Genomic DNA, 20,896 nt, shown 5'->3' on the forward strand with positions numbered 1-20,896 from the left:
ATCGCGCGCCTCGCCCGCATGGCGGCCCGCGCGTGTGGGCTCCTCGGGCCTCGCCGGTCTCCTCGACCGCGCCGAGCCCTTCGCTACGCGTCCTTACGGCCGACCGGCTGCGCGGTTTCACCTCGGACGCGTTGATTCTTCCTTCAACTCCCCGTAAGTGAGCGGCGTTGACCTCCAGGCCCACGCGAGCCCCCCTTGCGCGCACCGCGTCCGGCGGCGTGTCCTCTGCGGCTCGGACGGCCGGCCAGCGCGCGGCGTTCCACGTACGACGTAGCTTGCTTCGGAGCGCTCGCGCAAGACAAAGCGTCCACGGCGGCGCGGCCCGGCCGGTGCTCGCGGTGCGCGCGGTGGTCGCGACGCTCGCGGCGCTCGCGGCGCTCGCGCTCAGCGCGGCGGGCTGCAGCGGGGCTGCGGGCGAAGGAGCCGATGCGGCCGGGCGCGAGGTCTCGATCGCGGCGGCGGCCGCGGAGCTCGAGGCCATGAGCGGGCCCGTCCTCGAAGGGCGCGAGGCCACGTTCCGGGACATCCTGGCCGACACGATCGCGAAGGACGCTTACCTGTGCCTTCCGGCGCCGCGGGACGTCTTCCACGGGGAGGCGCCGGAGGGGGAGCGGCGGATCGCCGGGATGATGCCGCACTATGGCCTCTTCTTCGGCCCGATGAGCTACCTCGTGCGGCGGCGCGGCGGCGCCTGGGAGGTCGAGGTCCGCATCGCGGTCGAGCCGCCGGCGGGCGCTGGCGCCTGGCTCGAGCTGCCCGACTGCGGGCTGGCCGGCGCGCTCGGGGGCGCGATCGCGTGCCGCGGGACGCCGTACGCGCGCTCCGGCTCGACGGACGCCTGCCCGGGCTCCGGCGAGTTCTCGGCCCGGGCGACGCCGGCCGCGATCCGCGCGCTGCTGGCGCGCTGGTCGACCGAGGTCGAGGGGTACTGGAACCGCGACGCGCGCGCCTTCGGGCTGCCGGTGCGCTACGACTTCGAGTTCGTGCTCGGGGACGACGCGCGCGGGAGGGCGCTCCGGGTGGACCTCGCGGTGCCGCTCTCGCCGACCTGCGGGCGGACGCCGTACTTCAGCGCGATGCGGGCCGGCTGGTCGCTGCCGGTGCTCGCGCACGAGGTGGGGCACGTGCTCGGGCTGCTCGACGAGTACGAGGCGCTCTCCGGGATCGTCCGCTGCTACCCGAAGACGCCGTTCCCGGGCGCCGAGATCAGCCGGATGGGGCTCTCGATGCGGGAGCAGACGCTGCTCTTGCCGGTCCACCATTACCTCGTGCTCCGCCGCTTCTTCTGCCGGGCGCCCGCGTCCATGGATCCCTATGCCGGCGCGATCCGCTGAGCGCTCCGCGCGGCCTCGCGCCGTCCGTCGCCGCCTCGCGGGCGCGTCGCTCGCGGCCGTCGCGCTCGCGTGCGCGGCGCTCGCCGGCTGCCGCTCGGAGCGAGACGGCGGCGTGGCGGACGCGGGGGCCGGCGCCGTGGACGGCGGGGCTGGCGCGGCGGACGCGGGGGGTGGCGCCGTGGAGGCGGCGCCGCCGCTCGTGGGGGCGCCACCCGGGCCGAGGGCGCCGGCGCCGGTCGCGGAGCCGCGTTGCCCGCCGGAGATGGTGCGGGTGGCGCGCCGGTTCTGCGTGGATCGCTACGAGGCGGTGCTGCTCGACCGGGAGACGGGGCTCGAGATCTCGGCGTTTTACCCGCCGTCGCGGCAGGCGGCCGCGTCGGTGGAGCGCGCGTGGTCGAAGATGCGGCTCCAGCTCGGCGACGCGGAGGCGCGGAGCATGGAGCTGCCGCTGCTGCCCGGGTGGCAGAAGCAGCGCGAGTTCGAGCCGCGCGCCGTGTCGCGCCGGGGCGTGCTCCCGCAGGGCTACACGACCGGCGCGCAGGCGGAGCTCGCGTGCCGGAACGCGGGCAAGCGGCTCTGCACGCTCGACGAGTGGCGGACGGCGTGCCGCGGCGAGCGCGACGAGCAGTTCCCGTACGGGCCGACGTACGCGGACGGGAAGTGCAATGTCTTCCGCGAGGCGCACCCGGCCGGCGTGCTCCACCGCGACGTGAGCCTCGGGCACAGCGATCCGCGGCTCAACCTGGTGCGCGTCGCCGGGGCGCCGCTCCTGCGGCGTACGGGCGAGACCGCGACGTGCGCGAGCGCGTGGGAGGGCGACGCGATCGCCGACATGGTGGGGAACCTGGACGAGTGGATCGACGATCCCGAGGGGACCTTCGTCGGCGGGTTCTATGCGCGCGCGACCCGGGAGGGGTGCATGGCGCGCGTCGCGTCGCACGATTTCACGTACTTCGACTACTCGACCGGCGTGCGCTGCTGCGCGGATCTGCGCGAGACGCCGTGAGGGGTGCGTTCACGGCGGCGCGGGGCGATCTGGTAGCATCGTCCGCTGCGCGGAAGGAAGTCGCGCTCGTGCGACGCCGCGGGGAGGAACATCGATGCTCGCAGCCCGGTATCACGTCTACGATTCGGCGGTGGTGGACGCGCCCGTCGAGGACGCATGGTGAGAGCTCCGCGACGTGGTCAAGCTCCTGCCAATCGTCTTCGGCGACGCCGTCAAGGACTACCGTTACATCGACGGCGGCTCGGGGGAGAAGATCCCGTCGCGCTTCGAGTTCACGCTCCATCCGTCGGGAGAGAGGGCCCTGGAGGAAGTGGTCGCGCGATCCGAGACCGAGCGCTCCGTCACGTACCGGCTGCTCGGGCAGGTCCTGGGCGCGGAGGGGTACATCGCGACGTACCGGCTCCGCCCCGTCACGAGCGAGCCGGGCAAGACGTTCCTCGAGTGGTCCCGAGAATTCGGCGTCGCGCCGGGCCACGAGCCGGAGAAGGTCGCCCCGTCGATCGCCGCCCTCACCGCGAAGGAGCTCGTCGCCATCAAGGAGTACTTCGCGCAGCGGCGCCGCTCCGGGTGATAGGCAGCGGCGCGGGTGGAGCGCGCGGGCCCATGTCGAGCACACACGGTCCGGCGAGGGGTGGCCGCGGGGGCTAACGTCGGAGCGGATCCGTTGACGGGGGGGCGGCGCCGGGGGGGCGTAACGGATCGCAACCGTCAGGAGGGGCCGGCGCCGGGGGGGCGTAACGGATCGCAACCGTCAGGAGGGGCTGGCGCCAGGGGGGCCGCAACGGATCGCAACCGTTGGGAGGGGCTGGCGCCGGGGGGCCGTAACGGATCGCAACCGTCAGGAGGGGCTGGCGCCAGGGGGGCCGCTACGGTTCGAATGCGCGTGCAGGGGCCGGCGCCAGGGGGGCGTAACGGATCGCAACCGTCAGGAGGGGCCGGCGCCAGGGGGGCCGCTACGGTTCGAGTGCGCGTGCAGGGGCCGGCGCTAGGGGGGCCGCAACGGTTCGAGTGCGCCGGAGCGGGTACCGGCTGGGGCGCTGCACCCGGGCCGCGAACGGATCGATGGCGCGTTCTGAACCGACGCCTCACTCGACGCGCTTCAGCTCGTCGCGCGCCGCAGACAACGACGGCGGATCCTGGCGATCCGGCGCGGACGGCCACGCGTCCACCGCTCGCCGGGAGGCGGCGCTGAGGTCCTTTTCCAGCTCCCGCCACGCGGCGCTCGCCTTGTAGTCCCTGGTCTCGTCGACAGGGCGGGCCGAGGGGACGCAGAGGTGCACGTACCAGGTCTCGATCTCCAGCGCAGGGACCACGAACGCGATGCGCTCGCCCGCGGCGCGAGCGCCGCCGCGGGCGTCGGCCTCGATGCGACCTTCCAGATCGTCCACGCGCTGGGACAGGCCCTTCTCGTCAGCGTCGATGACCACGACGAGGCCGAGGTTCTGCTGGTGCTTCTGCGAGCGCAGCGCGTCGACCTCGCGCCCCAGCCTGCCGAGCACGCCGCTCGAATCGACGCACTTCTCGAAGCGGACGCGCCCGTGACCAGGGCGCTTCTTGAACAGACGCCGCAGGAAGCTGTCGTGGGCCTTGTCCTCGTAGAGGGACGACCAGCCTGACCTCAGGGCGCGACATGCCAGCCTCGCGCCATGAGCTCCGAGAGGCGGAGCGTCCCGCCCGCCGCGATCGCGCCGACGCGCGTGTGACCACCCTCGGGCCGCTCCAGGAGGAGCGTCTCCGAAGCCCCGACGTAGTCGATCACCTCGGACGAGTGCGAGATGAGGAGCACCTGCACGCCGCTCTCGTCGCTGACATCCGCGAGCTCGACCAAAAAGGGCTGGATCTCGCGGATCGAGACGAAGTTGTCCGGCTCGTCGAGGCAGAGGACCGTCGCGGTGCCCAGGCTGGCGTGCAGGAGCACGTACAGCACGATGAGCGCCTTCTGCCCGTCGGACAGCGCGTCGAAGTCCAGGTCGTACGCCTCGCCCCCCGGATAGCCGAACCTGGCCGTCAGCACCTTCGCGCGACCGGCCGCCTGCGCGCGGAGGTGCTGAAACCCGGGGAGGATCTCGCGGAGCACCCCCTGCGCGCGCTGCAGGCCGTCCGGCTCCTCTTGCAGGAGATAGCGGCAAAAGGACGCGAAATTCGAGGCGTCGCGCGCGAGGAGCACGTCGCTGTCCGTGCGCGCCAGCGCGGCCATGCGCGCAGGATCGAGGCGCAGCACCCGGACGCGGTGAAGGAACGACCTGAGCCAGGTGAGCCGCGAGCTCGTCGGCCTCGGCTCCATCGACGCAAGGAACGATCTGCGCGGCGAGAACGAGAACGTGTCCCTCGCCGGCGAATGATCGTCCCCATAGAGCTGCACCTCCCGCTCGGCGAAGCGGTAGAGCGGCTTCCCGTCGAGCGTCACCTCCTCGGAGGCGATCGCGGCCTCGCCACGATCCAGGTCGTGCGCCACGCACAGGGCATAGCGGAACACGCCCCACTCGGACGTCACGTCGATCTCGAACCGCTGCTCCAGCGAACCGCCGAACCTGGTGACAGTCCCGGGCGGAAAGGCTTCGGATACGTCCCTGTTCCAGGCGACGAGATCCTGAATCGCGGCGAGCACGTCGAAGATCGACGATTTCCCGGCGCCGTTGTAGCCCGCGAGTAAGGTGCGTCGCTCCGGCCGCAGCTCGAAATTGATGAAGCAGCGGTAGTTGTTGATGTAGAGGCGCGCGATCCTCGGGTGCATGGCTCCGCTTCCGGCGTCTGTAGCACGAGCCGCGGTGAGCCCGCGCTGAAACGCAGGCCGCCCGGGCCCCCGCGGCGGCCCCCCGAGGGCGCCCCGTGGGCGCGTTCCGGATGGAGCGGAGCCGCTGCCGGAGCGCTCAGGTCGTCGGGCGGCCGACGGCGAGGAAGCTCTCCTCGCCCTTCGGGCGCCGCCGGTCGCGCCAGAGGAGCGCCGCGGGCAGCACGAGGACGGCGGCGAAGAGGCAGGCGAGCTCGCCGAGGACCGCGGACACGCCGAGGCTCCGCACGGCGTGGTTCTGCGAGCGCACCAGGGCGAGGTAGCCCAGCGTCGTGGTGAGGCTGCAGAGGATCACCGCGCCGCCCGTCTCGCGCACGGCGGTCAGCGCGCCGCCGGCGCCCTCGCGCGCGTACCGCTGCACGATGTTCACGGCGTAGTCGACGCCGATGCCGAACGTCAGCGGCAGGGCGATGAAGTTCAGGAAGTTGAGCTTCACGCCCAACAGCACGAGCAGCCCCGCCATCCACAGGACGCCGACGAGCAGCGCGCCGAGCACCGCGAACGCCGGGCGGCCGCCGCGGAAGGCGACGAGCACGACGAGGACCGTCGCGGCCAGCGAGAAGAGCACCGCCGGCGGCACGTCGTCGATGACCGCCGCCCACATGTCCGCGTAGATGACCGCGCGCCCCGAGCCGCGCACGACGCTGCCGTCCGGCAGCCGCGTCTCGCGGTACGCGTCCGCCCAGCGGAAGAGGTAGTGCGCGTCGTGCACGCTCTCGGGCGTGATCGGGCTGATGTACACGATGCGCCCGCGCGTCCCGTCCGTCTCCGTGAAGGCCCGCGCCACCCCCGCCGGCAGGTCCTCGATCCCGAACGGCGCGAGATCGTCCGGCGGAATGATGGCCTGGATCCGGCTCCAGTCCTCGTCGCCGATGAGGCCGCGCTTCTTCGCCCGGAGGACGCGCTCCTTGATCTCGAGGAGCAACGGGATCTTCGCCGCCTGATCCTTCGGCACCAGATCCTGGAGGGCGTAGATCTCCTTGAACGGCTTCTCGCCCTCGGGCGCCGCGTCGCGCCGCGCGTAGAGCGCCGCGCGCAGCGGCTCGACCTGCTCGGGCCGATCCACGAGGATCGCCATGCCGTCGGTGCCCACGTAGCCCGTGATCTCCTCCGCGAGCGCGCTCAGCCGGATCTCCTCGGCGCGCGCGCTCTCGTCGTTGCGGAGGTTCCGGAGGTCGTATTCCATCGGATCGGCGCGCACGTAGGCGACCGTCGCGACGAGGCCGACCGCGGCCAGGGCGAGGCCGGCGACCGTCAGCGCGACCGGGCTCCGCGCCGCGAGCCGCGCGAACGGCTCGCCGAACGCGATGCCGCCCTGGGTGCGCCGCCGGAGCCTGCCGAAGAGGCCCGGCGACTCCCGATCGAGGGGGCTGAGCCGCTCCATCACCGCGAGGACGCTCGGCAGCGCGAGGAACGTGGCGACCCAGCAGAGCACCATGCCGGCGCTGCCGATCAGCCCGAAGTCGTGGAAGCCGCGGAACTCGGTGACGAGCAGCGAGCCGTAGGCGGCCGCGGCGGCGCAGCCGGCCGTGAGCGTGGGCAGCCAGGTCTCGCGGTGGGCGACGCGCACGCCCTCGAGCAGGCTCGCGCCGCCGCGGCGCGCCTCCAGGTAGCGCGCCATGTAGATGATGCCGAAGTTGATCCCGTTGCCGGCGACGATCGAGAAGAGGAACCCGGTCGCCATGTTGAGGTGGCCGATCGCGAGCTGCGTGACCCCGAACGTCCAGGCGACGCCGGTGCCGATCGTGATCAGCATGGCGACGAGCATGCGCACGCGCAGGTAATAGAGGAACACGACCGCCCCGATGAGGACGGCGCCCGCGACGCCGACGTCGGTCAGGTCCTCGTTGATCGCCGCGTACTCGGCGATGCCGGTCTGCAGATCGCCGGCGAGGCCGTAGGTGATCCCGGGGTCGAACGAGGCGGGGCGCACGCGATCGACGACCTCGCGCACGCGGCGGATCGCCTCGCTGCCGGCGGCGAAATCGCTCCCCAGCACCTTCGAGCGGATGGCGACGACGACGGTCTTGCCGTCCTTCGACTGGTAATAGCCGTCGGGGTAGCGCCCGGCGTCGATCCCGTTCAGTCCGAGGCTCTGCTCGATCGAGCGGGCGCTCACCTCGGGCGGCGGCTCGTCCTCGTCGAGCAGCGCGCCGGTCGCCTTGTTGACCTCGTAGGCGTAGCGCGCCTCGATGTCGTCCCGCAGCTTCGTGAGCCGGTCGCGATCGACGTAGAGCCCGGCGCGCGGCGAGAGGTAGCGGAACGCCTCGTGCACGCCGTCCTCGACGCTGCCGACCCACGGCGGCCCGAGCCGCTCGAGCTCGGGCACGAGCGCGTCCGCGGCCTTCTGGAGCGCGACCGTGGGCGTGCCCTCGCCGCCCTGCAGCACGACGAAGAGCGTCGACACGCCGGCGGTCTTGGCCGCGACCCGGTCGAGCTCCTGCACGCTGGGCCGGGACGCCGGCAGGAGCGACTCGAAGCCGGTCAGCACCGTGAGCCGCGTCGCCAGGAAGAGGGCGATGACGGTGAGGAGCCCGGTCGCGAGCAGCGGCAGCGCCGGCCGGTTCACCTGGAGCTCGGCGAGGCGCGCGGCGAGCCCGCCGCCCTTCGAGGAGGGCGGCGCGGCGTGGGGGGAGGAGGCGTGGGATGGCGAGGTCGGCGAGCGAGGCGCCGCGGGTGGCATCTGCGGAGAGGGCATGAGGAGGTCAGGGGATCCGGGGGCTTGGAACGGTGAGCGCGCGAACGCGCCGGAGTGAGCTACGCCCTACCTAGGGAACAGCTTCCCCGCGGAACAGCGGAGCGCGCTCGGCGAGGCGGCCGGGCGCGGCCGACGTAGGGAGGCGGCCCGAGGATCGCGGGGGAGCGATAGCAGAAATCCGTGACGCAGCGACCGGTCGCCGGCGGGGAACCCTGCGAGCAGCGAACGGGCGTGCGCGCCGGCGCCGCGGAGATTCCGCGGTGCGGCGGGTGCTAGTGTCTTTCCATGTCGCTCTCGCAACCGAAGGCCGTTCTCTGGGATCTGGACGGGACGCTGATCGACTCCAGCGAGCTCCATTTCACCGCCTGGCGAGACGCGCTCGCGGCCGAGGGGCGCACTTACGACCGCAGCGACCATGATGCGGTGTTCGGGATGCGCAACGACGATCTGCTCCGCCGAATGATCGATCCGGGGATCCCGGAAGCCGAGATCGCCCGGATCGCCGGCGCGAAGGAGCGGCGCTACCGGGAGCGGGTGGCCGCGTCGGGGATCGAGCCGCTGCCCGGCGTGCGCGCGTGGCTGAGCGCGCTCCCCCGGCGCGGGTTCCGGATGGCGATCGCGTCCTCCGCGCCGCGCGAGAACCTCGACGCGATCCTCGCGGCGACCGGGCTCGCGGGCGCGTTCGACGCCATCGTCAGCGGCGAGGAGGTGTCGCACGGCAAGCCGCACCCCGCGGTGTTCCTCCGCGCGGCCGAGGCCGTGGGCGCCCCGCCGGGCCGGTGCGTCGTGGTCGAGGACGCGCCCGCCGGCGCCCTCGCCGGCAAGCGCGGCGGCATGAAGGTGATCGGCGTGGGCCCGCGGCACGCGACGCTCGGCGCGGATCTCTCGGTCGAGCGGCTCGATGAGCTCCCCGAGGACGCGTTCGATCGGCTCCTGTCGCCCGGCTAGAGAGAGCGGGAGCGAGGGCGCGGCGACGCTCGCGCGCTCGTTCGATCGGCGCCTCGCGCCTAGCTGGAGGCGGCGCGCGGCGACGCGCCGCCCGCGCGCCGCCGGACCCAGCGGCCGCGCGCGGGCGCGGCGCTCGGGAGGCGCGCGGCGTCGCGCAGGGCGGTCCCGAGCGGCTGGACGAGCAGGAAGAACGCGAGGCAGAGCGCGCCGCCCGCGGTGCTCAGCGGCCCGAAGCGCGGTCGCGACAGCGCGAGCGCGGTGCAGCCCACGAGGCCGCCGAGGACGCCGGCCACGCCGAGCGAGAGCAGCGCGAGCCTCCGCCGGCAAAGGGCGCGCGGGTCCACGCTGGACACGAGCGCGGGGCGCATGCGATCCGCGCCGTCTGCGCCGTCCACCGCGCGCTCCACGTCGCCGAGCAGCCACACCGGCGCGCCCGGGCCGATCCGGGCCTCCACGGTCCGGGAGAAGCCGCGCGGCTTGCGCGCGTGCTGGTAGGCCTCGTCGAAGCGCGCCTCGGAGGGGCACGCGGACGCCGCGCGGACCTCGGCCCGCGACACCCAGACCTCGCCCTCCACGACGGGCGCGATCGCGATCTCCCGCCCGCCCGCGACGACGGCGCCGCCGTAGATCTCGCCGCCGCGGCCGCTGTCAACGAAGACGATCTCCTCGCGCGCCGAGCCGCCGACGCCCGCGCGGCCCACCTGCTCGATCCGGTGGCCGGCGAGCGCGCCGCCGCGCCCGTCGCCGCGGAGGACGCGCGCCTCGATCAGCGCGGCGCCGCGTTGATCAGGGCGCGCGCCGAGCCGCCGGAGCGTCGCCGCGACGGCCGCGAGCTGCTTGAGCGCGGCCGCGGCGATGAGCAGCGTGTTGACCCAGAGGATGGCCAGGGCGAGGGCGCCCATGAGCTCGCGCGTCAGCATCGCTCGGCGCGCCTTACACGCTGGCGGCCTCGGCCTCCGCGCGGCGGAGCTCGCGGGGCGAGAGCGCGATCGGCGGAGCGGACCGCTCCGCCCGGGCGACGTCGCGCGGGGCGGGCCGATCGAAGCGGAGCACGTAGGTCCGGAGCAGGTAGCCGAGCATGCTCGGCTCGTTCAGCCCAGGATCGATGCGCGGGGCGACCTCGCGCTGGTGCGCCTCGGCGAGCACCGACCAGTGCAGCCCAGCGCGGTTGTGGTGGATCGTGTGATAACCGTTGTTGCACATGATCCAGTTGAACGCGCGTCCGACGAAGTTGCGCGAGTGGTTCCACTCGCTCCGGACGTCGCACCCGTCGTGCTGGATGAGGTTGATCCGGAGGATGCAGCGCGCGCCGTAGAGCTGCGGGAGCACGACGAAGAAGAGCGCCGTCCAGAAATCGACGAGGAGGAGCGCCCCGGTGAGCCCGAAGGCGAAGACCGTCTCGAGCCGGTATTGCCGGACGTGCTCGGGCCGGCCGGCCAGCGCGTTCCAGCGCGCGACGCCGGCGAAGGTGTTCGGCCCAGCGACGTTGGGGAAATGGATCAGATTGAGGAGGTTCCAGCGAAACGAGACGTGCTCCGGCGCCGCCCAGTCGGGCTGGCCCTCGTCGTCGAAATGGTGGTGGACCAGGTTGTGAGAGGGGACGTTCGCCGACGCCGGGTAGAGCGCGCCGAAGCTGAGCACGCAGCGGAAGAGCATGTTGAGCCGGCGGCTCTGGAAGATGCCCTGGTGCAGGTGGTTGTGGATGACCACGGCGTTCAGGAAGCTCAGGCAGCACGCCGCCGCGAACACGACGACGTTGCGGCACGCGGGCGCGCAGAACATCGCCGCGAGCAGGCCGAGGTAGGCGGCGACGATCCCGATCTGGCGCCACTCGGCCGGGTGCTTCACGAGCCACGGCGCGCGCCGCGGGCGCCGGGGCTGGTCGCGCGCGTCCGCGCCCTGCTGCCCCGCCCGCTCCCCCGGAGCGGGCGACGCGTCCCTCCCCATTGCCCCGGCCGCGCCGGGGCGCTCCTCGCCGCCGGACGCTGGAGCTCGTGTGGCGACTTCGGCTGTCACCCCACCGTCACTATCACTGTTGCCCAGCTCCAACAACGTTGAGCGAGCCGCGCGGAGGCGCCTCGCACGGTCGCGTCGCCGCTCCTGGGAGTCGCGCCGCGCTGCGAACTCACGTTCGCAGGCCGATCTGCGCGTGGGCCCCAGCGGCGCGCCGAAATCCAGCTCGGCGCGGCGGGAGCGCGGACAATCTATGGACGGAAGTAAGGAACCGGTGTAATCCAGATGTCTCGACAACGGCGTTCGCGGCGAGGCGGAGGCGGCCCTCGGCGTGGGGCCATCTCCGCGCCAGGGCAGCGCCGCCTCGGGCGCGGGGGAGGCTCAAGCACATGTCGGTGATCGTTTCCACGTTGACGTCGCTGCCGTTCACGCAGCTCCGACGAAACCGATATTTCTATCTTTATTACGACGGGTTCTACGCGCTCGCGTGCGTGGCCCTCCTCGCGTGCATGCTCCTCGGCGGGCACGAGCCGCTCATCGAGCGATGGGACAGCCGCCTCTGGCTGCTCCTGCCGCTGGTCTGCCACGCGCAGATCCTTTGCAGCGTGTTCATCCACAACGCGACCCACAACAACTTTCCGAGGCCGATCAACCGGCTCGTCGGCGAGCTTTGCGGGCTCGTGGTGCTCACGCGGTTCGCCTCCTGGGAGGTGATCCACCAGCGCCACCATCGCTACTCGGACGACGTCGACAGGGATCCGCACCCGGTCGTGGCCAGCTACTGGGCGTTCCTGGTGCAGACGGTGGTGAACGTGGAGCGCCAGCTCCAGCAGATCTACTTCGATCTTTACGGCGATACGCCCGAGAGCCGCCGTTACGAGCGGGTCCGCGCGTACATGAGCTACGCTACGAATCTGCTGCTCATCGCGTGCTGGTACGTGTTCCTCGGCCCGGTCGCGTTCTTCTTCCTCTTCGTGCCCGCGTCGATCGTGGGTTTTCTGCACCTCGTGCACTTCAACTGGTCGACGCACAACGCGTCCTCGCCGGACGGCGACTTCAAGCCGGTGAACCTGAACCACGGGTATTACTGGCTCGGCAACCTCCTCTGGCACGGCATCTACATGCACGCGAACCACCACAAGCGCGCGGGCCTGTTCAACCCGGCGAAGCTGACGCCGGGGCTGCCCATCACGAGGCCGGGGGCGTCCTGATTCGGCGTCGCCTGGCGCGTCCCCGGTCGCGCAGGAGGTCTTGCCGGGCCGCCCGGTCCCCCCGGGGAGGGCGTTCGTCGCGCCGGCGGAGGCCAGCCGAGCTCGCCCAAGACGTCGTATCGAGGGACGATGTCGGTGTGGACCAGCTGCGCCTGTGGCGCCGCCTGGAGGCCGAGGGCGCGCCGATGAAGCCCTTTCCTGCCGACTGACGCTTCGCGCCCGCCCGCCGTCCGACCCGGGTCTCGCCCCCGGCGCCGACGGGGGCAGCCGCGCTCGCAATAGAGCAACGCCACGCGGTCGCCGAGACAACGCGCCCTCGGGCGTGGAGCAGCCGCCCAGAGCCGGTGGAGATGCCGGAGCGCTAGCCGCATCCGAAGGGCGTGCCCGCGCCGGACGCCCGCGCGGCCAGCTCGCCGGCCGGGATGAACGAGAACAAACGAAGTAGATTCATGAAGTTGAACGTTAATCGAGATGGGCGCGGAAAAATATTTTGACACAAGGCAATGCAATCTCGTACAGGTCATTACGTCGTGGTCCGAGCCGGACACAACGACAGTAGACGTTTTCCTTGAATGAATCGGGCGATCGGCGGGGGGCTGCCGCGCGAGCGAGCGTGTTCGTCCCGTGCTTGGATTGCGCCGAAAATGAGGAGGGGTCGCCATGCCCAGTGCGCTCACATATCCCGGTGTGTACATCGAGGAGATTCCGAGCGGCGTTCGCACGATCATGGGGGTGGCGACGTCCATCACCGCGTTCGTCGGGCGCGCACGGAAGGGGCCGACCGATGTCCCTGTTTTGATCAACAATTTCGGCGATTTCGAGCGCAAATTCGGCGGGCTATGGGCCGACAGCACCATGAGCTATGCCGTGCGCGATTTCTTCCGCAACGGCGGCGGACAAGCGCTCATCGTGCGTGCCTATAACGACGGCGCAGGCACGGGCACCGGAACAGGCACGGGAACCGGAACAGGTACCGGCACGGGCACTGGAACAGGCACCGGCACGGGAACCGGAACAGGTACCGGCACGGGAACCGGAACAGGTACCGGCACTGGAACAGGCACCGGCACGGGCACTGGAACAGGCACCGGCACGGGCACTGGAACAGGCACCGGCGCGGGCACGGGCACGACGACCGGCGCGTCCCGTATCGTAATCGACGCGTCGCTCACGCTGGAGGCGGCGAGCCCCGGCGCGTGGGGCGACGCGCTGCGCGCGCGCGTCGATTACGACGTGGCGCCCGGCGACGCGTCGCTCTTCAATCTCACGCTCGCGCTCGTTCGACACGACGCGAACGGCAAGGTCGAGGCGGTCTCGGAGATCGAGGTCTTCCGGAACGTATCGCTCATGGAATCGCACCGGCGGCGCGTCGATCGCGTGCTCGCGGCCGAGTCCCAGCTCGCGTGCACGCCGTCGTCGTTCACCCCGGCGACCGGCGCGGCCACGCGGCCCGCCGCGCACGCCAAGCCCACGTCGCAAAACCCGCTCTGGGGGAGGAACTCGGGCAATACCACGAGCGTCGGAATCGACGCCGGCGGGAGCGCCGGATCGGACGGGGCCGCGCTCACGCAGGCGATCCTCACCGGGGGCACGACCGAGAGCGCGCGCACGGGGCTCTACGCGCTGGAGAAGGCCGATCTCTTCAACATGCTCTGCATCCCGCCCCACGATCGCGAGACCGACATCGAGAGCGGGCTCGTCGAGGACGCGATCGCGTACTGCCAGAAGCGCCGCGCGGTGCTCATCATCGACCCGCCGCTCGCGTGGAAGACCCCGGACGCGCCGGCCACCACGATCGACACGGCCCCCATCGGCAGCGTGAGCCGCAACGCGGCGATCTTCTTCCCCAGGCTGCGCGCCCCGGATCCCCTGCGGGAAAACCAGCTCGAGGACTTCGCCCCCTGCGGCGCGGTCGCGGGCGTCATCGCGCGCACCGACGGCGAGCGCGGCGTCTGGAAGGCCCCCGCGGGCCTCGCCGCCACCCTCGTCGGCGCGCCGGATCTCTCGGTGAGGCTCACCGACGACGACATCGGTCAGCTGAACCCCCTCGGCGTCAATTGCCTCCGCGCCATGCCCGGCGCCGGGCGGGTGGTGTGGGGCTCGCGCACCCGCGAGGGATCCGATCGCCTGGCCTCCGAGTGGAAGTACCTCCCGGTGCGGCGACTCACCCTCTTCATCGAAGAGAGCCTGTACCGCGGCACCCAGTGGGTCGTCTTCGAGCCGAACGACGAGCCCCTGTGGTCCTCGATCCGCCTCAACGTCGGGGCGTTCATGCACTCGCTCTTCCGCCAGGGGGCGTTTCAGGGAAAGACCGCGCGCGAGGCGTACGAGGTCAAATGCGACAGCGAGACCACGACGCAGAATGACATCGATCGGGGCGTCGTGAACATCGTCGTCCGCTTCGCGCCGCTGAAGCCGGCGGAGTTCGTGGTGATCAAGATCCAGCAGCTCGCCGGCCAGGTCCAGGTCTAAGGAGGGGCGTCATGGCGCAGTTCACCCAGAATCCCAATCGGCTCGATCCCTACAAGAACTTCAAGTTTCGGGTGCGCTTCGGCAACGACGTCGTCGCGGGCGTGAGCAAGGTCGGCGCGCTCAAGCGGACGACGGAGGTGGTCAAGCACCGCGACGGCGGCGACTTCTCCAGCAGCCGCAAGTCGCCGGGCCGCACCGAGTACGAGGCGATCACGCTCGAGCGCGGCGTGACGCACGACAGGGAGTTCCAGAACTGGGCCCGCGCGGCGCAGGCGTTCAACGTCGTCGGCAGCTCCCCGGAGCAGATGGGGCTCGGCAATTTCCGCAAGGACATCATCATCGAGCTCTACAACGAGTCCGGACAGAAGGTGCTCGCCTACAAGGTCTATCGCTGCTGGGTGTCGGAGTACCAGGCGCTCCCGGATCTCGACGCCAACGCGAACGCCGTCGCGCTCGAGCACATCAAGATCGAGAACGAGGGCTGGGAGCTCGACGAGAGCGTCACGGAGCCGAAGGAACCCGACGCGACCCCGAGGTGATCGTGCGCGCGCTCACGGCCGTCGACGTGCTCCAGCTGTGGGAGCGGTGCGCCTCGCTGCACCCGGTGGATCGCGCGCTCGCGATGCTCCAGGCAGGGTGGCCGCACGACGCCCCCGAGGCGCTCGCCGCGCTGCCGATCGGCGAGCGCGAGCGCCGCGCCGCGGCCCTGCGGGTGCACACGTTCGGGCCGCGATGCGAGGGGGTGGGGGAGTGCCCCGGCTGCGGGGAGGTGTACCAGGTGGATCCGCCGATCGACGCCATCCTCGCGGCCCCGGAGGCGCCCCGCGAGCCCGTGGCGCTCACGGTCCTCGACCACGAGCTCGTCGTGCGGGTGCCCGACAGCCGCGATCAGGCGGCGCTCACCTGGTGCCACGACGCCGACGAGGCGCTGCGCGCGCTCGTCCGCCGCTGCGTCCTGTCGGCCTCGCGTGGCGGGCAGCCGTGCGACCCGGCCGCGCTCCCGGAGGCCGTGCTCGCCCGGGTCGGCGACGCGCTCGCGGCGATGGACGAGAACGCCGAGACGCTCATCGAGCTCGCCTGCGCGCGGTGCGAGCACCGGTGGGTGCTGGCGTTCGACGCGGGGGAGTTCCTCTTTCGCGAGGTGACGGCGAGGGCGCGGCGGCTCGTGTACGAGGTCCACACCCTGGCCCGCAGCTACGGCTGGCGCGAGGCGGACATCCTCGCGATGTCCGGGCGCCGCCGGGAGGCGTACCTCCAGATGGTGGGGCGATGAGCGGCTACCTCTCGCGGCTCGTGCAGCACACGCGCGGGGAGCGCGCGGTCGTGCGCCCGTTCACGCCCGCGATCACGGCGCCCGACCCGGGCGCAGAGGCGTGGGACGACCGGACGGCGCACGCCGCCGTGGCCGATCCCGCGGGGCGCGCGACCGACGAGGCGACGGGCGCGCCGAGCGCGCTCCCGCTGCACCCGGCGGCGCGCGGACCCGCGCCGCGCGCCGCGGCAGCCGCGGCCCCGGGAGCGCGTTCCTTCGAGGAGCCGACGGCGCTCGCCGCCCCGGTCGACGCGGTCGGTCGCGCGTCCGACGGCGCTGAGCGCGCGGAGGAGGCGATGCCGCCGGGCCCGCGCGCGCCGGCGAGCGGCCTCCTCGGGAGCGGCGCGCTCCCGCCCGCGTCGGCCGCGCCCGCCGCGATCGAGCCCGCCGCGCCAGGGGGGCGCGCGACCGACGAGGCGCCGGCCGGGCGCGAGCCCGCCGCGGCGCCGCTGGCGAAGCCGGCGCCGCGCGGAGATCGCCTCGCGGCACCGCCGCCCGCCGAGGGGCGCGCCGCGCCGCCGCCCGGCGAGGGCCGCCTGGCGCCGCAGCGCGAGCCGCGCGCCGCGGGGCAGGCGCTCGCCGACATCGCCGTGGAGGCGCCGCCGCCTGGAGCGACAGGGGAACCCGGCGCCGGGACATGGTCGTCCGTGGCGCCGATCGACGCGGAGGCGCTCCTGGATCGACGCCCGGCGGCGCGGCGCACGCGCGCCGGAAGGGCGTGGTCCGCGGACGGGCGGCCGCTGGCGCGCCCCGCCCCGTGGGCGGGCGAGCGCGGTCCCGACGGCGAACGCGCCACCCCAGGGGCGCGGACAGGGGATGGGGAGGCGCCCGGGGCGCACGGGAGGCCCTCGCCGCCGCCCGGCCCGCCGGCGGCCGAGGCGAGCGGCGCTGGGCCGACGGTCGAGGTCTCGATCGGCCGCATCGAGGTGCGCGTCGCGCCGGCGCCTCGCGCGGCGCCGCGCAGCGCCGCGGCGCCGCCTCGTCCTGTGGTCGACCTCGGCGAGTATCTCCGGCGACGCGAGCAGGGGTGAGGGACAGTGAGCAACGGAATCGCCATCGCGGTCGCCACGGAGGGCCTGAAGGCCCTGCTCTCCGATGCCTTCCTCGAGGCGGGAGACGTCAGCGTCGCCGGCGCGGTCGTGACCTCCGTGCGGCCTCACACGCTCGACGCGGGCGCGCGCGGGGTGAACGCGTTCCTCTACCAGGTGACGCCGAACGTCGCCCTGAGGAACGCCGATCTGCCGACGCGGCGGGCGAGCGGCGAGCTGATCCGGCGGCCGCAGCTCGCGCTCGACCTGCACTACGTCCTCACGTTCACGGGCGACGAGACGTCGCTCGAGCCGCAGCGCATCATGGGCGTCGCGCTGTCGGGCCTCCACGCGCGCGCCGAGCTCACCGCGGAGAAGATCGACGCGATCGTGATGAACGCCGCGCCCGGGAGCTACCTGCGCCAGGCGGACCTCGCGCAGCAGGTCGAGCGGGTGCGCTTCTCGCTCGCCGCGATGAACCTGGAGGAGCTCTCCAAGCTCTGGTCGGTGTTCTTCCAGACGCCGTACCAGCTCTCCGTCGGGGTGCAGGCGTCGGTGCTGCTGCTCGAGGCGCCGCTCACCCCGGCGCCCCGCCCGCCGGTGCGCGAGCGCGGCATCTACTCGGGCGCGCCGCGGCCGCCGTCCCTCACCGCGGTGAGCCCCCAGCTGACGCCGCGCACGGTCGCGGGGGGCCGCGCGCGCCTCACCCTCGCCGGCGCCGCGCTCCGCGGCGCGTCGACGCGCGTGCGCCTCGGCCCGCTCGATCCCGTCGCGGCGATCTCCGCCGACGACGCGGAGGTCGTGGTCGCCGTCCCCGACGACCTGCGCGCCGGCGTCCACGTGGCGCAGGCGCTCGTCACCCACGCATTCGACAACGCCGGCGAGGCGCGACCGTTCGAGCTCGAGTCGAACGCGCTGCCGTTCGTGCTCGCGCCGGCCATCACGAGCGCCTCGCCGCTCGCCGCCACGGTCGGCGGCGTGCTCTCGCTCGCGGTCGAGCCCCCGGTGGTGCGCGCGCAGGCCGTGCGCGTGATCGTCGGCAGGCACGCCGCCGCGTGGGCCCCGCCGGCGCCGTCGCCCGGGGGGCCGACCGAGTTCTCGACCATCGAGGTGACGCTGCCCGCGGCCGTCGGCGCCGGCCGTCACCCGGTCCGCGTGGAGGTCGACCGGGCGACCAGCGCGCTCACGGACCCGCCCGACCCGACCGCGCCGGGCGCCGTGGCGTCGCCCTTCGTCGAGGTGGTGGCGTGATGGACGGCGCGGGCGCCGGCGCCGGGAGCGCCTGGATCGACGAAAACCAGCGCTACGTCTCCGCGGCGGTGCGGCTGGTGCAGGCGCGCCTCACCGACGCGGCGCGGCGGATCGACGACAAGGCGCCGCCGGACGGCGCGGGGGACGAGGCCGCGCGGCAGCTCCGGGAGCTCGCGCAGGCGATGCCCGTCCCCGCGGCGCTCGAGCGGATCCGGCGGGTCTTCGATCTGAGCCCGTTCGAATACGAGGTGCTGCTCCTCGTCGCGGCGGTGGAGCTCGCCGGCGCCGTGGGCCAGGCGTGCGGGGCGCTGCACGGCGATCCGCGCCGGCGCCACGCTTCGTTCGGGCTCGCGCTCTGGGTGCTGCCGAACGCCGACTGGAGCGCCCTCAGCCCCGAGGCCGCGCTGCGGAGGTGGCAGCTCGTCACGCTGCAGGAGGGGGGCATCACCGACGCCGCCCTGCGCATCGACGAGCGCATCCTCCACGAGATCGCGGGCGTGACCTCGCTCGACGAGCGCCTGCGGGGCGTCGTGACGATCCCGGAGGGCGCCCGCGTCCCCGCGCGGTACCGAGGCGCCGTCGAGGAGATCGCCCGCTGCCTGGAGGCGCCGTCGGCCCCCGTCGTGGTCGTGAGCGGCGGGAGCGCGGCGTCGCGCGCCGCGGTCGCGTGCGCGGCCCTCCGGGCGAGGCGCGCGGCGCCGCTCGTCGCGCGCGTCGGCGACGTGCCGGCGCAGCCCGCCGAGCGCGAGCTCTTCGTCGCGCTCGTGCGCCGGGAGCTCATGCTGCGCGGCGGCGGGCTCCTGATCGAGGCCGCGCCGGGCAGCTCCGCCGAGCGGATCGCGGCGGCGCGCTCGCTCGCGCAGGGGAGCGATCACCCGGTGGTGGTCTCGGTCGGGGGCGAGCTCGGGCTGGAGGGGCCGACGGTGAGCGTGGCGCTCCCGGCGCTCGACGCGGCGGGCCAGCGCGCGATCTGGGTGGAGGCGCTCGGCGGCGCCGCGGTGGCCGAGGACGTGCTCGACGATCTGGTCAGCGAGTTCCGCCCGGAGCCCGAGGAGATCGCGCGCGTCGCGGACGAGTGGCGCTGCCGGGTGGAGGCGGGGGAGACCGCGGACGCGGCCGAGGAGCACCCGCTCCGCCGGCGCCTGCGCGCGGCGAACCGCGGGCGCTACGAGGGGCTGGCGCACGTGAGCGTGCCGGTCGCCCGCCGCGAGGACCTCGTGCTCCCCGAGGCCCAGTCGGAGATCCTCCGGCAGCTGGAGCTGCACGTGCGCTACCGCCGCACGGTGCTCGAGGACTGGGGCTTCTTGCGGCGCGAGGCGCGGGGCCTCGGGGTGACGGCGCTCTTCCACGGGCCGAGCGGCACGGGCAAGACGCTGGCGGCAGAGGTGATCGCGGGGCGGCTCGGCCTCGACCTGGTGCGGGTCGATCTGAGCCAGGTGGTGAGCAAGTACATCGGCGAGACCGAGAAGAACCTGCGGAGCATCTTCGACGCGGCCGACCGCGGCGGCGCGGTGCTCCTCTTCGACGAGGCCGACGCGATCTTCGGCAAGCGCACCGAGGTCAAGGACAGCCACGATCGCTACGCCAACATCGAGGTCGGCTACCTGCTCCAGCGCATGGAGGCGTTCCGGGGCCTCGCGATCCTGACGACGAACGCCAAGCAGTCGCTCGACACGGCGTTCCTGCGGCGGCTGCGCTTCGTCGTGGCGTTCCCGTTCCCGGGCGCGGCCGAGCGCCGGGAGATGTGGCGGCGCGCGCTGCCGGCCGCCGCGCCGCGCGAGGGCCTCGACGTCGACCGCCTCGCGCGCCTCGAGGCGACGGGCGCCAGCATCCGCAACATCGCGCTCCACGCGGCCTTCCTGGCCGCGGCCGAGCGCGCGCCCGTCCGGATGGCGCACCTCTTCATGGCGGCGAGGGACGAGTGCGCGCGCATCGAGAAGTCGGTGTCCGCGGCCGAGATCGGGGGGTGGGTGTGACGTCTCCCAGGATGATCATTCGCATCGACAAGATCGTCATCGACGCGCCCGAGGGCGCGGATGTCGCGGCGCTCGCGGACGAGGTGCGCGCGGGCATCGCCGCCTCGTTCTCCGAGGGCAGGGCGCCGCGCGCGTTCTCGCAGGACGCGCCGCTCCTGCGCGCGACCCACACGCCGGATCCGCGCGGCGCGGGGAGCGCGTGGAGGGGGATCGGCGAGGCCATCGCGCAGGCCGCCGCGCCGCGGGGGCGACCGTGAGCGGCACGCCGATCTCTCCGCGGATGCTCAAGGGCGCCATCATCGGGATGGACAAGTGGAACCCGCTCGCGAGCGTGGTGGTGTTCCAGTACAACCCCGACACCATCACGCGGCGGCTGCAGGCGCGCTCGGGCCGCGCGGGCGGCGGCGACGCGGGGGCGCGGTCGGACGCGCAGCGGCTCGGCGGGCCGCCGCAGGAGACCATCAGCGTCAACATCGAGGTCGACGCCGCGGACCAGGCCGGGGGCGTGGCGTCCGCCGTCGGAGTGCACGCGCCGCTCGCCGCGCTGGAGATGCTGCTCTACCCGAAGAGCGCGTTCGTGATCGCCAACATGGCGACCATCCAGGCCGGGATCATCAACTTCATCGCGCCCGAGGCGCCGTTGACGCTGTTCGTGTGGGGGCCGACCCGCGTCGTCCCGGTGCGCATCACCGAGATGACGATCACCGAGGAGGCCCACGACAACCTGCTCAACCCGGTGCGGGCGAAGGTCGATCTCTCGATGCACGTGCTCAGCTACTACGACCTGCACCCGACCAACCCCGGGTGGGCGCTCTTCCTGGTGCACCAGATCACGAAGGAGGCGCTGGCGGTGACCAACACCGGTTGGACGATCGCCAACGCGGGGACGTCCCTGAAGCTGTTCTGAAGGAGGCGC

18 protein-coding genes are annotated in these 20,896 nt (G+C 73.3%); 13 read left to right on the top strand and 5 right to left on the bottom strand.

Annotated elements, in window-relative coordinates; genetic code table 11:
- The first annotated feature begins 275 nt into the window (after positions 1 to 275).
- The 3 genes from WMF26_RS20480 to WMF26_RS20490 all read left to right on the top strand — a co-directional run bounded on the left by WMF26_RS20480 (position 276) and on the right by WMF26_RS20490 (position 2,911).
- On the top strand, positions 276 to 1,334 hold the full coding sequence (locus WMF26_RS20480; protein WP_438001701.1) for a hypothetical protein: 1,059 nt from the start codon (positions 276 to 278) through the stop codon (positions 1,332 to 1,334).
- Complete coding sequence (locus tag WMF26_RS20485; protein WP_438001702.1) at positions 1,315 to 2,340, top strand: hypothetical protein; 1,026 nt, start codon at positions 1,315 to 1,317, stop codon at positions 2,338 to 2,340. Before WMF26_RS20480 ends, WMF26_RS20485 begins: the two co-directional genes overlap by 20 nt.
- A 175-nt stretch (positions 2,341 to 2,515) precedes the next feature.
- On the top strand, positions 2,516 to 2,911 hold the full coding sequence (locus WMF26_RS20490) for an SRPBCC family protein (RefSeq protein ID WP_438001703.1): 396 nt from the start codon (positions 2,516 to 2,518) through the stop codon (positions 2,909 to 2,911).
- Between the two features lie 514 nt (positions 2,912 to 3,425).
- Here WMF26_RS20490 and WMF26_RS20495 read toward each other — a convergent pair.
- From WMF26_RS20495 to WMF26_RS20505, 3 genes are all read right to left on the bottom strand, one after another.
- On the bottom strand, positions 3,426 to 3,839 hold the full coding sequence (locus WMF26_RS20495) for a hypothetical protein (protein WP_438001704.1): 414 nt from the start codon (positions 3,837 to 3,839) through the stop codon (positions 3,426 to 3,428).
- A 119-nt stretch (positions 3,840 to 3,958) separates the two neighbouring features.
- On the bottom strand, positions 3,959 to 5,074 hold the full coding sequence (locus tag WMF26_RS20500) for an AAA family ATPase (RefSeq protein WP_438001705.1): 1,116 nt from the start codon (positions 5,072 to 5,074) through the stop codon (positions 3,959 to 3,961).
- Positions 5,075 to 5,210: 136 nt separating this feature from the next.
- On the bottom strand, positions 5,211 to 7,829 hold the full coding sequence (locus tag WMF26_RS20505; RefSeq protein WP_438001706.1) for an efflux RND transporter permease subunit: 2,619 nt from the start codon (positions 7,827 to 7,829) through the stop codon (positions 5,211 to 5,213).
- 285 nt (positions 7,830 to 8,114) lie between these two features.
- On the opposite strand from WMF26_RS20505, the gene WMF26_RS20510 reads away from it, so the two are divergent.
- On the top strand, positions 8,115 to 8,777 hold the full coding sequence (locus WMF26_RS20510) for an HAD family hydrolase (RefSeq protein ID WP_438001707.1): 663 nt from the start codon (positions 8,115 to 8,117) through the stop codon (positions 8,775 to 8,777).
- Positions 8,778 to 8,836: 59 nt separating this feature from the next.
- Here the strand turns inward: WMF26_RS20510 and WMF26_RS20515 are convergent, their stop codons facing one another.
- Together WMF26_RS20515 and WMF26_RS20520 are read right to left on the bottom strand one after the other, a co-directional pair.
- A complete protein-coding gene (locus WMF26_RS20515; RefSeq protein WP_438001708.1) occupies positions 8,837 to 9,697 on the bottom strand; it encodes a hypothetical protein in 861 nt (286 codons plus the stop codon).
- Between the two features lie 13 nt (positions 9,698 to 9,710).
- Positions 9,711 to 10,793 carry a fatty acid desaturase family protein gene (locus WMF26_RS20520; RefSeq protein ID WP_438001709.1) on the bottom strand — a complete coding sequence of 361 codons (1,083 nt, stop codon included), beginning with the start codon at positions 10,791 to 10,793 and terminating at the stop codon, positions 9,711 to 9,713.
- A 326-nt stretch (positions 10,794 to 11,119) separates the two neighbouring features.
- On the opposite strand from WMF26_RS20520, the gene WMF26_RS20525 reads away from it, so the two are divergent.
- The 9 genes from WMF26_RS20525 (at position 11,120) to WMF26_RS20565 (ending at position 20,887) form a co-directional block, all read left to right on the top strand.
- Positions 11,120 to 11,941 (top strand): fatty acid desaturase family protein, encoded by an 822-nt coding sequence (locus tag WMF26_RS20525; RefSeq protein ID WP_438001710.1) that lies wholly within the window; start codon positions 11,120 to 11,122, stop codon positions 11,939 to 11,941.
- Between the two features lie 660 nt (positions 11,942 to 12,601).
- Complete coding sequence (locus tag WMF26_RS20530; RefSeq protein ID WP_438001711.1) at positions 12,602 to 14,413, top strand: phage tail sheath family protein; 1,812 nt, start codon at positions 12,602 to 12,604, stop codon at positions 14,411 to 14,413.
- Between the two features lie 11 nt (positions 14,414 to 14,424).
- Positions 14,425 to 14,952 carry a phage tail protein gene (locus tag WMF26_RS20535; protein WP_438001712.1) on the top strand — a complete coding sequence of 176 codons (528 nt, stop codon included), beginning with the start codon at positions 14,425 to 14,427 and terminating at the stop codon, positions 14,950 to 14,952.
- A 2-nt stretch (positions 14,953 to 14,954) separates the two neighbouring features.
- Complete coding sequence (locus tag WMF26_RS20540; protein ID WP_438001713.1) at positions 14,955 to 15,686, top strand: phage baseplate protein; 732 nt, start codon at positions 14,955 to 14,957, stop codon at positions 15,684 to 15,686.
- Positions 15,683 to 16,756: a hypothetical protein gene (locus WMF26_RS20545; RefSeq protein WP_438001714.1), complete on the top strand. Its 1,074-nt coding sequence runs from the start codon at positions 15,683 to 15,685 to the stop codon at positions 16,754 to 16,756. Before WMF26_RS20540 ends, WMF26_RS20545 begins: the two co-directional genes overlap by 4 nt.
- Before the next feature lie 6 nt (positions 16,757 to 16,762).
- Positions 16,763 to 18,004, top strand: coding sequence for a DUF4255 domain-containing protein (locus tag WMF26_RS20550; RefSeq protein WP_438001715.1), 1,242 nt, complete (start codon positions 16,763 to 16,765; stop codon positions 18,002 to 18,004).
- A complete protein-coding gene (locus WMF26_RS20555; protein ID WP_438002430.1) occupies positions 18,004 to 19,980 on the top strand; it encodes an ATP-binding protein in 1,977 nt (658 codons plus the stop codon). The genes WMF26_RS20550 and WMF26_RS20555 overlap by 1 nt, the downstream gene beginning before the upstream one ends.
- Before the next feature lie 11 nt (positions 19,981 to 19,991).
- Positions 19,992 to 20,237, top strand: a complete 246-nt coding sequence (locus tag WMF26_RS20560) for a hypothetical protein (RefSeq protein ID WP_061622519.1) — start codon at positions 19,992 to 19,994, stop codon at positions 20,235 to 20,237.
- The gene (locus tag WMF26_RS20565; RefSeq protein ID WP_061622520.1) at positions 20,234 to 20,887 is read left to right on the top strand and encodes a hypothetical protein; all 654 of its coding nucleotides are present in this window, start codon (positions 20,234 to 20,236) and stop codon (positions 20,885 to 20,887) included. The genes WMF26_RS20560 and WMF26_RS20565 overlap by 4 nt, the downstream gene beginning before the upstream one ends.
- Positions 20,888 to 20,896: the final 9 nt, after the last annotated feature.

The sequence above is a fragment of the Sorangium sp. So ce185 genome (assembly GCF_051526825.1).
In the GTDB taxonomy this organism is placed as follows: domain Bacteria; phylum Myxococcota_A; class Polyangia; order Polyangiales; family Polyangiaceae; genus Sorangium; species Sorangium cellulosum_D.